The organism is Streptomyces sp. NPDC043996, assembly GCF_056435225.1.
In genome coordinates, this window is record NZ_JBWKEY010000015.1 from 87,290 (window position 1) to 101,099 (window position 13,810).

Below are 13,810 nucleotides of genomic sequence, written 5' to 3' on the forward strand. Positions count from 1 at the left end.
CCAGTGGGGTTCCGGATGGTGAGATGGGTCCGTCGATGGCGCTGCGGATTCCGCGGCGCCTTTCTCATGTCAGGACTGTCGAGGGCGGGAAAACTGTGCTGAAGAAGGTGTTCGTGGCTCCGGATCCGGGCCGCCTGCGACTGCGCGGCGCGACCCGGGCCGTCCTCGGCATCTCCTTGGCCGTGGCGCTCTGCGGCCTCGTCGGACACTCGCTGGTCGCGGCCATCACCGGCGGCCTCGCCGCGCTGCTCGCCCTGTTCACGGTGACCGACGCGACCGTGCGCGGGCAGGCCGTCACCACGCTGCTGCTGCCCGTCGTGGGCTTCCCCGTGCTCGCGCTCGCCGCGCTCCTGCACGACTACCCGGTGGCCCGCGACCTGGCCTTCCTCGCCATCATGGGCGCGGGCGTCTACGCCCGGCGCTGGGGCCCGCGCGGGCACTCCCTGGGCGTGTTCGCGTTCATGGCCTTCTTCGCCACCCAGTTCCTGCACACGGTGCCCGGCCAGCTGCCCGAGCTGTACGCGGCGGTCGCGCTCTCCCTGTGCGCCTCCTCCACCGTCCGCTTCGGCCTGTGGTGCTACGAGCGGCACCGGCCGGGGGCGGCCGCGCCCGCTCTGCCCGAGAGCCGCGGCCTCGCCCGCACCACCACGCGCCAGGCGATCCAGGCCACCGTCGGCGGCGGCGTCGCCCTCGTGATCGGCCACGCCCTGTCGGGCGAGCGCTGGTACTGGGCGGTGGGCGCCGCGTGGTGGATCTTCGTGGCCACCGTGTCGCGCGGCGAGACGCTGGTGCGCGGCTTCCGCCGCGTGCTCGGCACCCTCATCGGCATCGCCGCGGGCGGCGTGCTCGTCGTCCCGCTGCACGCGGCCCCCGTACCGACGGCCGTCCTCGTCGCCGCCTGCGTCTTCGGGATCTTCTACACGGCGGCCGTCTCCTACACCTGGATGATGTTCTCCGTGACCGTCATGGTCAGCGGCCTGTACGGGCTGCTCGGGGTCCTCGATCCGGCGCTGCTCGGCCTGCGCCTCCTTGAGACGGGCGCCGGGGCGCTCGGCGCGGTGCTCGCCGTGCTCCTGGTCCTTCCGGTCACCACCCACACCGTCACCAACGCCTGGGCCCGGCACGCCGTCCGCTGCGTGCACGCCTGCACCAGGGAGGCGGCGGCCCGCCTCTCGGGCTCGGCGACCGCCGACCCGGCGCCCCACGTCGCGGAACTCGAGGTCGTCCTCGGCCGGGTACGGCTCTCCCTGGCACCGCTCGTGCACCCGCTGAGCCCGATGCCCGCGCGCAAGGCCCGCGCGCGCCACATCCTCCAGCTCCTCGACGTGTGCGCGCGCGAGGTACGGGGCCTCGCCGCGCTCGCGGGCGAGCCGCGCGACGCCTACGACGACCGGATCGTGGCCGCCTGCGCCCGCGTCGAGGCCGCCGTGGAGGCCCTCACCGCGTCCGAGGAGGCCCTCGCGCCCGGCGCCGCCCCCGCCGAGGCCGCGCCCGCGCCCTGCGCCACCGAACCGGCCCTCGCGCACCTGCACAGCCTGGAGCGGGCCCTCATCGAGATTGCCACGCCCCTGCGCAGCTCGCCCCGCGCCCCCCTCATCAGCGCCTGACACCTCCCCGGCCCGCCCGCCCCGGGCCCTTCCCCTCATCCCCACATCTCCCCCTACTGGTCCAGACCAGCTGCTAGCGTCTGCCCCACGCGTGCCGGACGGCACGCGGTGACTTGGGGACGCGTCAGGGCGCGCACGCGGCGTGGCACGGGCGCGGGTGAGAGGGGCGTGCGATGGGTGTCAGGCGGGCGGGGCGGGCGTACGTGGGGTCGTTCACGGCGGCGGGCGGGCGCGGCGTCGTCAGCGCGGCGCTCGACCCCGACAGCGGGGCCCTGGACCTCCTCGCGGCCAGCGACGCCGTCCCAGACCCGTCCTACCTCGCCCTCTCGCCCGCCACGGACACGCTGTACGCGGTCAGCGAGACCGCCGACGGCGCCCTGGCCGCCTTCCGGGTCTCGGGCGACGCCCCGGAGCCGCTCGCCGCTCCCGTGCCCGTGGGCGGGGACGGGCCCACGCACCTCGCGCTGCACGCGGGCCACGTGCTGGCCGCCAACTACGGCTCCGGCAGCGTCACCGCCGTGCCCGTGCGCCCCGACGGCACCCTGGCCGCCGCTCCCGCGGGCGTCCTGCGCCACGAGGGCTCGGGGCCCCACCCCGACCGCCAGCGCGCCCCGCACGCCCACCAGGTCCTGCCCGACCCGAGCGGCCGCTGGGTGGTGAGCGTCGACCTCGGCACCGACTCCGTGCGCGTGTGCGCCCTCGGCGGCGACGGCCTGGCCCTGCACCGCGAGATCGCCCTGCGGCCCGGCTCGGGACCGCGCCACCTGGCCTTCCACCCGCGCGGCGACCGCGCCTACGTCCTCAACGAGCTCGCGCCCACGCTCACCGTCTGCGCCTGGGACGCCGCCCAGGGGCTGCTCACGCCCCTGGCCGAGACCTCCGTGCTGTCCGGCACGCCGGACGGCGACGCCTACCCCTCCGCGGTCGTCGTGGCCCCCGACGGCCGCTTCCTGTGGACCGCCACCCGGGGCGAGGACGTCCTGTCCGTCTTCGCGCTCGACGCCGCCGACGGCGCCGCGCGGCTGACCGCCACCGTGCCGTGCGGCGGCCACTGGCCGCGCGACCTGGCCCTGGACCCCTCCGGGCGCTTCCTGTACGCCGCCAACGAGCGCTCCGGGAACGTCACCTGGTTCGCCGTCGACCCCTCGACCGGGCTGCCCTCGCGCGCGGGCGAGGTGGACGTGCCCGCGCCCTCCTGCGTGGTGTTCGGCTGACCCGGCGTCCCGCCCGTACGCCGATGGGCCCGTACCCCAGCTCGGGGGCGGGCCCATCGGCGTAGAGAGCCGTCCGCGGGTCAGCGCACCGGCGCGCCCGACGGCTGCGGGGCGATGCCCAGCGTCGTCGCGTACTTCGACAGGGTCAGCTTGCCGATCGTCGGGTAGGCGCCGAGCGGCCCGGCCACGGCACAGCCCGCGGCCCGCGCCGCCGCCTCCAGCAGGCTCGCGTCGACCTCGGGACCGATCAGGTACGGGGCGAGGGCGAGCTGGGTCGAGCCCGAGGAGCGCAGTTGGTCGGCCACGGCGGCCACCGACCCCTCCGCGTCCAGGGCCGCGGCCATCACCGGCACCGCGAGCCGGGCCGCGAGCAGCATGCCGGTGATCCCGGCGGCCTGCACGGCCTCCTCGCCGCCGACCGTGGCCAGGACGATGCCGTCCGCCGCGGTCGCCACCGTGAACAGGCGCGCCCGGTCCGCGCGGGCCAGACCGGCCTCCGACAGGCGCACGTGCAGCGCCTCGGCGAGCAGTGGGTGCGGGCCGAGCACATCGGTCAGCTCGGCGAGGGCGCCGCTGTCCACGACGGCCTGGCGCACGCGCCGGATCTGGGTGCTGTCGGGGCCCGCGAGCAGCGGCACCACGACGGCGGCGGGGCCCTCGGGCTCCTTGGCCTCGACGCCCGCGGCCAGCGCCCGCTCGTAGCGGGCGACGCGCTCGGCGGCGGTGTGGGCGAGCACGGCCCGCAGTGCGGGGAACTCCGTGGCCTCGGTCTCGTCCCCGTCGATGTAGCCGATTCTGGCGTCAAGGCCGGGGAGCTCGGAGCGCGCGATGCTGATGACTTCCTCGGCGAGGGCGCGCGCGGTCGTGCTGGGGACGCCCGGTACGGCGAGGACGAGCGCGGGCGCGCCCTCGGGAGCCGCGACGGGCTCCGGACGTCGGTGCCGGCCCGGCTGGCGGGGGCGCGGCATTCGTACAGGCAGGCCGGATACGGGCCCAGTGGGGGAGCTCATGGCGCCGCATGCTACTGGCTTGAGGGGCCGCCCTGTTCGGGGAGGGTGCAGGTCAGGGGCTTTAGTCCGCTTTGTCGGGCGGTGGTGGATGCCACCCTTCCGATTCGCCCGTGAGCAGCCGCGTCGCCGCGCTCGCGTACGCGCGGTAACCCTCCCGTCACGGGCTCGCCGTCACGTGCAACAGGCGAGGATCGCGAGGGAGCTTGAGGGCGTCGCGGGCGAGGTCGGCGGCGACGCGGACGGCGCCGTCGAGCGGGTCGCCCGCAGCTGGCACCCCGCGTGCCCCCGGAAGACGCTCCGTCAGTTCCGCCTCCAGCGGTGCGAGGAGCACCTCGCCGAGCTTCACCAGGCCGCCGGTCACAGCGACTTCGCGACCCGCACCGTCCGGGCAGGCGGCGACGGCCGCGTCCGCGATGTGCCCGGCGGCCTCGCGCAGGACGCGCACGGCCACCGGGTCGCCCTCCCGCGCGCACCGGCCCACGTCCGGGGCGAACGAGGCGAGCGCGGCGGGCCGGTCCGGGCGCGGATACAGCAGGCCGGGCAGGTCCGACAGGGGGCTCGTGAACCGGGCCTCCGCGCGGGCCCGCAGCGCGGCCGAACCGCCCCGCCGCCCGTCGAACGCCCGCATCGCCGCCTCCAGGCCCGCCCGCCCGATCCACGCGCCGCTGCCGCAGTCACCGAGCAGATGCCCCCAGCCGTCCGCGCGCCGCCACGCCGTCAGATCCGTGCCGAGCGCGATCAGACCGGTGCCCGCGGCGACGACCACGCCCGGCCGCTGGCCGAGGGCGCCCGCGTACGCGGTCACGGCGTCCGCGGCAAGGGCCACCCGGCGCACCCCGAACAGCGCCTCCAGTGCCGAGGGCAGCCGCGCGCGCAGCTCGTCGCCCAGCGTCGCCATCCCCGCGGCGCCCACGGCGACCGCCGTGAGCCGCGCCCCGCCGCCCGCCTCGGTGAGCAACGCCCGCGCCATCGGCTCCAGTTGCTCAAGGAGGTGCCCGGCGTCGATGCCGTGCGGCCCGGTGCGCACCGGCTCCGTGGAGCTCTTCGGCGCCGGGCGGCGGGCGTCTGGCGCGGCGGGGTCGACGGCGAGCGCGACGCGCAGCCCGGAGCCGCCCGAGTCCACGCCGAGCACGGCCGTCGTCACGGCAGCCGCCAGTCCACGGGCTGCGCGCCCTGCCGCACCAGCAGGTCGTTGGCGCGGCTGAAGGGCCGCGAGCCGAAGAAGCCGCGGTCCGCCGACATCGGCGAGGGGTGCGAGGACTCCACCGACGGCAACTGGCCGAGCAGCGGCCGCAGATTGCGGGCGTCACGGCCCCACAGGATCGACACCAGCGGCCGCCCCCGCGCCGCGAGGGCTCGGATGGCCTGCTCGGTGACCTCCTCCCAGCCCTTGCCGCGGTGCGCGCCCGGCTTGCGCGGGGCCGTCGTCAGCGCCCTGTTGAGCAGCAGCACGCCCTGCTGGGTCCACGGCGTCAGATCCCCGCTGGACGGCCTCGGCAGCCCCAAGTCGTTGTTCAGCTCCTGGTAGATGTTGATGAGGCTGCCGGGCAGCGGTCTCACCTCCGGCGCCACCGAGAACGACAGGCCCACCGCGTGTCCGGGCGTGGGGTAGGGGTCCTGGCCGACGATCAGGACGCGCACCTCGTCGAACGGCTGCTGGAAGGCGCGCAGCACGTTCGCTCCGGCGGGCAGATAGGTGCGTCCCGCGGCGATCTCCGCGCGCAGGAAGTCACCCATGGAGGCGATCCGATCGGCCACCGGCTCCAGGGCCTTGGCCCAGCCGGCTTCGACGATTTCATGCAAGGGTCGTGGTGCCACGGAGCGTCACTCTACTGCCGTACATGTCCCGCCCGGCAACCGATGGCCCAGGGCGACTCCACCGCCGCCCCGGGCCCGGCCACGGCCCTTGGCGGGGTGCTCAGGCGACCACCGCCGCCCGTACGCACAGCACGTCCGGCAGGTGCGAGGCGAGCTGCTGCCAGCTGTCGCCGTCGTCCGCCGAGGCGTACACCTCGCCGTTGCGGTTGCCGAAGTACACCCCCGCGGGGTCGGCGTCGTCCGCGCACATCGCGTCCCGCAGGACCGTGCCGTAGTGGTCGTCCCCCGGCAGGCCCGCGCTGAGCGGCTGCCAGCTCGCGCCCGCGTCCTCGGTGCGGTAGACGCGACAGCGGTGCTCGGCGGGGACGCGGTCGGCGTCCGCGTTGATGGGGAACACATACGCCGTGTCCCCGCGGTGCGGGTGGGCGACGGCCGCGAAGCCGAAGTCCGAGGGGAGGCCCTCGCCGATGTCGGTCCAGTGGGCGCCCGCGTCGTCGCTGCGGTACACCCCCCAGTGGTTCTGGAGATACAGGCGGTCCGGGTCGGCGGCGTCCCGCGTGACCTTGTGCACGCACTGGCCGAACTCGGGGTGGGGGTCGGGCATGAACACCGCCGAGACGCCCGCGTTCGACGGGGCCCAGCTCGCGCCGCCGTCCCGGGTGCGGAAGACGCCCGCGGCGGACACCGCCACCGTCACGGCGTCCTTGTCGCGGGCGTCCGTGAGGATCGTGTGCAGGCCCTCTCCGCCGCCGCCCGGCTGCCACTGCGAGCGGGAGGGGTGCTCCCACAGCGGGCGGACGAGGTCGAAGGTCTCGCCCCGGTCCTGCGAGCGGTACAGCGCGGCGGGTTCCGTGCCCGCGTACACCACGTCCGGCTCGGCGGCGGACGGGTGCAGCTGCCAGACGCGCTCCAGGGAGGCGCCGGTGTCCTGGGGGAACTTGACGGCGGGTTTCGACGGCTCGGTCCAGGTGCGGCCCAGGTCGTCGGAGTGGAACACCGACGGGCCCCAGTGGGCGCTGTCGCCACCGACGAGGAGGCGGGGGGCCGGGCCGCGGGTGTCGATCGCGATCGAATAGATCGCCTGCGCGTTGAAGCAGGGGCCCTCGTCGAACTGCCAGGCGCCCCGCTTCCTGCGGGCGAGGAACAGGCCCTTGCGAGTGCCGATGGTGAGCAGGATGTCGGCCATGGCGGACACCTTTCGGACGGCGTTGTCTCGATAGGGCTTCAGTCTGCACCGCACCACTGACAGTCACCCCCGGACACCGCTTTCCCCCAGGTCAACGCGGTGAGGTCGGCCCCCGCCCGGCCCCGGGGGCGGTGCCGCGGAGCTCGGCCGCCACCCGTGCGATCGCGTCCGGACCCACCCGGCAGCACCCTCCGATGAGCCGCGCCCCCGCGTCCCGCCAGGCGGTCACCCGGCCCGGCGCGAAGGTGGCGGGACCGCTCCAGGCGCGGGCCGCCGGGTCCCACCGCTCGCCCGAGTTGGGGTAGACCACGACGGGCTTGCCGGTGACGCGGGCCGCCAGGGCCACGGCGGCGTCGGCGTCGCGGGGGTCGCAGCAGTTCACGCCCACGGCGACGATCTCGTCGGCGGCCGCGGCCAGGGCGAAGGCCTCGGTGAGCGGCTGGCCCGCGCGGGTGCGGTCGCCGCTGACGCTGTACGACAGCCAGGCCGGGACGCCGAGGCCGCGGACCGCGCGCAGCAGGGCGCGGGCCTCGTCGGTGTCCGGGACCGTCTCCAGGGCCAGGACGTCGGGGGCCGCGTCGGCGAGGACCTCGAGGCGGGGGCGGTGGAAGCGCTCGAGGACGGCCTCGCTCACGCCGTACCGGCCGCGGTACTCGGAGCCGTCGGCGAGCATCGCGCCGTACGGGCCCGCCGACGCCGCCACCCACAGCGGGCGCGCCGCCCCGGTGAGGGCGGCGGCCTCGCGTGCCAGCGTGACGCTCAGGCGGAGCAGCTCGGCGGTGCTGACGGCGTCGACGCCGTGGCGCGCGAAGCCCTCGAACGTGGCTTGGTAGCTCGCGGTGATCGCCAGGTCCGCGCCCGCCGCGTAGTACGCGCGGTGCGCCGCGCGCACCGCGTCCGGCCGCTCGGCGAGCAGCCGCGCCGACCACAGGTCGTGGGACAGGTCGTGACCGGCGGCCGCCAGCTGGTTGGAGAGGCCGCCGTCGAGCACCAGCGGCCCGCGCGCGAGCGCCGCCGTCAGCTCATCGCCGTGGCCCGTCCCCGCTCTCGCTGCCTGGTTCATACCGCCGACGCTAGCCGAGGCGAGGTAAGGGGGAAGTGACACGCGACCTGATGGCCCGCGCCGCCCGGGGTGGTGACGGGCGGCTCGGCACTCGCGCACACGTCCCGCGCGAGCGGGCAGCGGGTGCGGAAGCGGCAGCCGGAGGGGGGTCTGAGCGCGGAGGGAGCCTCGCCGGTCAGCGGTTCGCGGCCGGGGGCGGCGGCCTCGGGGTCCGGGACGTTCACGGTGTCGAGCAGGCCCCGCGTGTACGGGTGCAGCGGGTGCGCGTACACGCGCTCGGCGGGGCCCGACTCGACCAGTTTGCCGAGGTACATGACGCCGACGGTGTCGGCGAGGTGGCGGATCACCGCCAGGTCGTGGGAGATGAACAGGTAGGTCAGGCCCCGCTCGCGCTGGAGGTCCCGCATCAGGTTGAGGATCTGGGCCTGCACCGACACGTCGAGGGCCGAGACCGGCTCGTCGGCCACCACCAGGTCGGGGGAGAGGGCGAGGGCCCGGGCGAGTCCCAGGCGCTGGCGCTGGCCGCCGGAGAACTCGTGCGGGTAGCGGCGCACTGCGCCGCGCGGCAGGCCGACCGCGTCAAGCAGCCCGGCGACCAGCTCCTCCTGCTCCGCGCGGCCGCCCACGCGCTGGATGACCAGTGGCTCGCGCAGGATCTCGCCGACGCGCATGCGCGGGTCCATGGCCGCCGTCGAGTCCTGGAACATCAGCTGGACCCGGCGCCGGTGCGCGCGCCGCTCGGCACGGCTGAGCGACGCCAGGTCGCGGCCGTCGAAGCGGACCGTGCCCGCCGTCGGCTCCTCCAGGCCCGCCACGATCCGGCCGAGCGTGGTCTTGCCGCAGCCGGACTCGCCGACCATGCCGTACGTCTCGCCCCTGCGCAGGCTGAGGCCCACGCCGCCGACCGCGCTGACCGTGCCTTTGCGGCGGGAGAAGGGGCCGCCGGTGAGCGGGAACTCCTTGACGAGGGCGTCGAGTTCGAGGAGCGCGCCGCCCGGCTCGGGGGCTTCGGCGACGGACGAAGCCACGGCCTTGGCGACGGGCACCTCAGCACGGTCAGGCACCTCATCGCCCCGCGGCACCGGATGGAAGCAGGCGAACCGGTGGGACGCGCCCGCCAGTTCGGAGTCGGTGAGCTCCGGCTCACGCGTGCGGCACTCGTCCGTCGCGAAGGAGCAGCGCGGCGCGAACCGGCACCCCGTGGGCCGCGTCGTCAGGCTCGGCGGCAGGCCCTTGATGGTGTGCAGCGCGGCCCCGCGCCGCGCGGCACGCTCGGGCAGCGCCGCGAACAGGGCCTCGGTGTAGCGGTGGCGGGGCCGGGCGAACAGGCCCCGTACGCCGGCCTGTTCGGCGACCTTGCCCGCGTACATCACCGCGACCCTGTCCACGCGGCTCGCGATGACGCCGAGGTCGTGGGTGACGAGGATCATCGCCATGCCCAGGGTCTGCCGCAGCCGGTCGACGAGCTCCAGGATCTGGGCCTGGGTCGTCACGTCGAGCGCCGTCGTCGGCTCGTCGGCGATCAGCAGCTTCGGCTCGCACACCAGCGCCATCGCGAGGGCCACGCGCTGGCGCATGCCGCCCGACAGCTGGTGCGGATAGGACCGCATCCGCTCCGCGGCCTGGGGCATCCCGACGAGGCGCAGCATCTCCTCGGCGCGCTCCCACGCCTCCTTGCGGGCGATGCCCGGGCGGTGCAGGAGCAGCGGCTCGGCGACCTGCGCGCCGATCGTCATCGTCGGGTTGAGGGAGGTGAGCGGGTCCTGGAAGACCATGCCGACTCTGTCCCCACGCACCCCGCGCAGGACGGGCTCGGGGGCGGTCGCGAGGTCCTGGCCCGCGAACTCGACGCGGCCGCCGGTGATCCGGCCGCCGGGCGGCAGCAGCCCGAGGACGCTCAGCGCGGTCACGGTCTTGCCGCAGCCGGACTCGCCCACGATGCCGAGGGTTTCACCGGGCGCGAGGTCGAAGGAGACGCCGTCGAGGGCGTGCACGGTGCGCTCGCGCGCGACGATGTCGACGCGCAGGTCCTCGACGCGCAGCAGCGGCCCGTCCGTGGAGCGCGGCGCGGAGGTGTGGTGGGGCAGGGCGTGAGCCATGTCGTGGAGTCCTTACTTCCGCAGCCGTACGTCGAAGGCGTCCCGCAGCCCGTCGCCGATGAAGTTGAACGCGGCGACGACCAGCACGATCGCGATGCCCGGCGGGAAGATCAGCCACCAGTAGCCGTTCTGCGTGTAGGTGATCCCCGCCGACAGCATCGAGCCCCAGTCGGCCGACGGCGGGGGGATGCTCAGGCCGAGGAACGCCAGGTAGCTGACGTAGAGGATGGCGTCGGCGATCTGGAACGTGCAGTTGACGACGACGGTGCCGATCGCGTTCGGCACGATGTGCCGGAACACCGCGCGGCTGCCGCCGCCGCCCATCATCCGCATGGCCTGCACATACTCGCGGTCGCGCAGGGACAGCGCCTCGCCGCGCACCAGGCGCGCCGGGGACAGCCAGGCGACGGCGGCGATGATGAGGACGAGGACGCCCTTGGTGGGCGTGACGATCGCGGCGACCACGACCAGCAGGAACATCGCGGGGATCGCGAGGGCCGCGTCCGTGATCCGCATCATCGCGGCGTCCAGCCAGCCGCCGAAGTAGCCGGACACCGCGCCGTACACGGTGCCGAAGAGCGTGGCGAGCAGGCCCGCGGCCAGGCCGATCTCCAGGGACGTCCGCCCGGCGACCATCAGCCGCCCGAGCATGTCGTAGCCGAGGTCGGTGGTGCCCAGGAGGTGCCCGTCGGTGCCGGGGGAGAGGTTCGCCCGTGACAGGTCGGTGTGCACCTGCTCGGTGTCGTACAGGAGCGGGCCGAGATAGCTGAAGGCGAGGAGCAGCGCCAGCAGGACCACGCCCGTCAGGGCGAGTTTGTTGCCGGTGAAGACCCGCAGGGTGCGGCGGGCCAGGGAGGGTGTGGCGAGGGCGGCCTCCTCGTGGCCCGGGGCGGGCGTGCCGACAGGGGCGGTCGTCTGGCTCATGCCACGCTCCGTATCCGGGGGTCGAGGACGGCGTAGAGGACGTCGGTGAGCAGGGAGCCGACGACGGTGGCGATGCCGACGACGAGGGTCACGCCGAGCAGGACGGGGAAGTCCGAGCCCTGGGCGGCGTTCCAGAACAGCAGCCCCATGCCGGGGTAGTTGAACATCGACTCGACGACGAGGGCGCCGCTGAACAGCGTCGGCAGATACAGGCCGAGCAGCGTGGCGAGCGGGATCAGGGCGTTGCGCAGCACGTGCCGGACGAGGACGCGGCGGCTGGACTGGCCCTTGGCCATGGCCGTGCGGACGTAGTCCTCGCTGAGGTTGTCCAGGACCGCCGAGCGCATATAGCGGCTGAACATGGCCACGATGCCGAACGCCATCGTCACCACCGGCAGGACCAGGCCGGTCACGTCCCCGAGCAGATCGCCGATCGACTCGCCCTGCGGGGCCTCCGCCGGGAGGACGGGAAGCACCTGCGCGAACAGGATGATCATGATGAGGCCGAGGAAGAACACCGGCGTGGCGTACAGCAGGAACGCGAGTCCGGTGAGCGCGTAGTCGGACGCCTTGCCGCGCCGCACGGCCTGGAGCAGCCCCAGCGGGACCGCGATGATGACGGCGAGCGCCGTGGAGAGGACGGTGAGGAGCAGCGTCTTGGGCAGGCGCTGCCGCAGCAGCTCGACGACGGGCGAGTTGAGCTTGTACGAGTCGCCGAGGTCGCCGGTGAACAGGCGCTTGAGGTACATGACGTACTGCGTGGGCAGCGAACGGTCGTAGCCCTGCTGGTGGTTGAAGTCCTGGATCTGCTGCGGTGTGCCCTTCGGGCCGAGGATGGCCCGCGCGGGGCCTCCGGGCAGCAGGTGCAGCAGGACGAAGACGATGACCGACACGAGGAAGAGCACGACGAGCGCCTGGAGGAAGCGCTTGACCAGGAACGCGGTCACTTGGCCCCGCCCTTCTCGCCCCGGGGGGCCTTCTTGACGTAGTACCAGTCCTGCGGCGCGAACGTGACCGTCGGGTTCTGCTCGATGCCGCGCAGGTCGTTGCGGATGACCGAGACCTGGTAGGCGGGGTTGGGCAGCCACATCACGGGCAGCCGCTTAGCGAGGAACTCGCCGTAGGCGTGCACGGCCTTCATGTCCGGCGCGTACTGCACGGCCCGGATGATCCGGTCGGCCTTCTTGTCGCTGTAGTTGCCGAAATTGGCGGACGCCCCGGTGGAGAACAGCTGCTCGCCGCTCGGGTTGAGCGGGTAGTACCAGCTGCCCGCCGTGCCGAAGAACGACATGTCCCAGTCGCAGCCGGGGTCCTTCGCGGTGCACGGCACGGAGTTGCCGAGCACCGAGTTGAGCGGCTGCTGGCGCACCGTGAGATCGATACCGGCCTTGGACAGCGACGACTTGAGCTCCTGCATCGTGTTCGTCGTCTCCGTGGAGCCCGACTGCGACAGCAGGGTCAGCTCCAGGCGCGCGCCGCCGTCGATGCCCTCGCCGCACTCGTCCGGGCCGGTTCCCGGGCGCACGCACCGCGCGGTGCCGTCCCCGGTCCGCCAGCCGTGCGCCGCCAGGAGGGCCTTGGCCCTGGCGACGGAGAAGGGGTACGGATCGCGCTCCATGGCCTTCGACAGGTACTGGCTCTTCGGGGTCACCGGCACCGGGCCGAGCGTGGGCGTGGCGCTGCCCTGCCAGATGACCTCGCTCATGGCCTTCTGGTCCACGAGGTGCTGCATGGCCTGCCGCAGATAGAGCTGGCGCAGCAGCGGACCGGCGTGCGTGGAGTTGAAGTTGTAGACGATGTACGTGGCCGCCCAGCCCTCCCAGGGGTCCACGCGGTAGCCCCGGTCCTCGAACTTCTCCTTCTGCGCCATGACCGACGGCGGGATGTAGCCGTAGTCGACGCCGCCGGACCTGAGCACGTTGTACTCGGAGTCGGCCGTCGTGAAGGGCTTGAAGACGACCTTGTCCAAGTGCGGGCGCTGGGACGCCGGTCCGGTGAACTTCTCGTTCGGTACGAGGGTGACCTGGCCGTTGTCGCGCCAGCCCGCCAGTTTCCAGGGGCCGTTGACGGTCTTCCACAGTGGATCGCTGCCGTAGGAGCCGAGGCTCTTGGCGTGCCGGGTGAGCCGCGCGAAGACCTGCTCGGCGCCCTTGTGGGTGCGGTCGGCGTCACCGGCCTCGCCGCCGTCCGAGGTCGCGCCCCAGGCGTGCTGGGGCAGCACGCGCATCAGCGTGAGCTGGTTGGCGGTGAACCAGTCGGGGTTGTACGCGCGGTTCAGGCGCAGCCGGACGGTGTGGGCGTCGAGGGTCTCGAACCGCTTGACGTTGTCGGGCATCGTGCCGACCGAGTAATTGCCCCAGGACTTCTTGTTGGCCTTGACGAGGTTGAACCAGAACTCCAGGTCGCGGGCCGTGACGGGCTTGCCGTCGGACCAGGTCACACCCTCGCGCAGCGGCACGGTGACGGTCTTGTTGCCGTCGGAGTACCTCGGCTTGAGGCCCAGCGTGCTCGGCCCGCGCGTCGTCAGCGCGCCCTTGGCCTTGTCCAGGACGGCGTCGTACACCGGCATGAACAGCAGGGAGTAGATGGCCGAGTTGTACGAGGCGCCGTAGCCGGGCGCCCCGATCGGGAAGATCCAGTTGGGGGTCGCGGCCGGGGGCAGGGCCATGGTGACGACGCCGCCCTCGACGGGCGTGCCGCCGGTCGGCCCCATGTCGACGCGGCCGCCCTCCCGGGTGCAGCCCGCGAGGGCGGCGAGCGCGAGGCCCACGGCCGCGACCGCCTTCAGTGAGCGCATGGTGGGGCCTCCAGGAGCTGCCGGGACGGGAACTGCCTCCGCCGGGACCGGGTCCGCACGGGTGAGCGGTGGGAGGCCCGCACGCTAGGCCC

At 74.3% G+C, this 13,810-nt stretch carries 11 protein-coding genes; 2 read left to right on the forward strand and 9 right to left on the reverse strand.

Features of this window, described 5'->3' with window-relative positions:
- The first annotated feature begins 95 nt into the window (after nt 1-95).
- A complete protein-coding gene (locus AC07A4_RS33015) occupies nt 96-1,607 on the forward strand; it encodes an FUSC family protein (RefSeq protein ID WP_478605865.1) in 1,512 nt (503 codons plus the stop codon).
- A 173-nt stretch (nt 1,608-1,780) separates the two neighbouring features.
- The gene (locus AC07A4_RS33020; RefSeq protein ID WP_478605867.1) at nt 1,781-2,821 is read left to right on the forward strand and encodes a lactonase family protein; all 1,041 of its coding nucleotides are present in this window, start codon (nt 1,781-1,783) and stop codon (nt 2,819-2,821) included.
- Nucleotides 2,822-2,901: 80 nt separating this feature from the next.
- Here AC07A4_RS33020 and AC07A4_RS33025 read toward each other — a convergent pair whose 3' ends face one another.
- The 9 genes from AC07A4_RS33025 to AC07A4_RS33065 all read right to left on the reverse strand — a co-directional run bounded on the left by AC07A4_RS33025 (nt 2,902) and on the right by AC07A4_RS33065 (nt 13,718).
- Entirely contained in the window at nt 2,902-3,831 is a 930-nt protein-coding gene (locus AC07A4_RS33025) for a sirohydrochlorin chelatase (RefSeq protein WP_478605869.1), read from the reverse strand.
- 157 nt (nt 3,832-3,988) lie between these two features.
- On the reverse strand, nt 3,989-4,975 hold the full coding sequence (locus tag AC07A4_RS33030; protein ID WP_478605871.1) for an N-acetylglucosamine kinase: 987 nt from the start codon (nt 4,973-4,975) through the stop codon (nt 3,989-3,991).
- Nucleotides 4,972-5,649, reverse strand: coding sequence for a uracil-DNA glycosylase (locus tag AC07A4_RS33035; RefSeq protein ID WP_478605874.1), 678 nt, complete (start codon nt 5,647-5,649; stop codon nt 4,972-4,974). The genes AC07A4_RS33030 and AC07A4_RS33035 overlap by 4 nt, the downstream gene beginning before the upstream one ends.
- Nucleotides 5,650-5,749: 100 nt before the next feature.
- Nucleotides 5,750-6,835, reverse strand: coding sequence for a WD40/YVTN/BNR-like repeat-containing protein (locus AC07A4_RS33040; protein WP_478605877.1), 1,086 nt, complete (start codon nt 6,833-6,835; stop codon nt 5,750-5,752).
- A 91-nt stretch (nt 6,836-6,926) separates the two neighbouring features.
- The gene (gene mmuM, locus AC07A4_RS33045; protein ID WP_478605879.1) at nt 6,927-7,898 is read right to left on the reverse strand and encodes a homocysteine S-methyltransferase; all 972 of its coding nucleotides are present in this window, start codon (nt 7,896-7,898) and stop codon (nt 6,927-6,929) included.
- Nucleotides 7,895-9,997, reverse strand: a complete 2,103-nt coding sequence (locus AC07A4_RS33050; protein WP_478605881.1) for an ABC transporter ATP-binding protein — start codon at nt 9,995-9,997, stop codon at nt 7,895-7,897. Before AC07A4_RS33050 ends, mmuM begins: the two co-directional genes overlap by 4 nt.
- Before the next feature lie 12 nt (nt 9,998-10,009).
- Nucleotides 10,010-10,921 carry an ABC transporter permease gene (locus tag AC07A4_RS33055; protein ID WP_478605884.1) on the reverse strand — a complete coding sequence of 304 codons (912 nt, stop codon included), beginning with the start codon at nt 10,919-10,921 and terminating at the stop codon, nt 10,010-10,012.
- The gene (locus tag AC07A4_RS33060; protein ID WP_478605886.1) at nt 10,918-11,868 is read right to left on the reverse strand and encodes an ABC transporter permease; all 951 of its coding nucleotides are present in this window, start codon (nt 11,866-11,868) and stop codon (nt 10,918-10,920) included. The genes AC07A4_RS33055 and AC07A4_RS33060 overlap by 4 nt, the downstream gene beginning before the upstream one ends.
- Nucleotides 11,865-13,718, reverse strand: a complete 1,854-nt coding sequence (locus AC07A4_RS33065; protein WP_478605889.1) for a peptide ABC transporter substrate-binding protein — start codon at nt 13,716-13,718, stop codon at nt 11,865-11,867. Before AC07A4_RS33065 ends, AC07A4_RS33060 begins: the two co-directional genes overlap by 4 nt.
- Nucleotides 13,719-13,810: the final 92 nt, after the last annotated feature.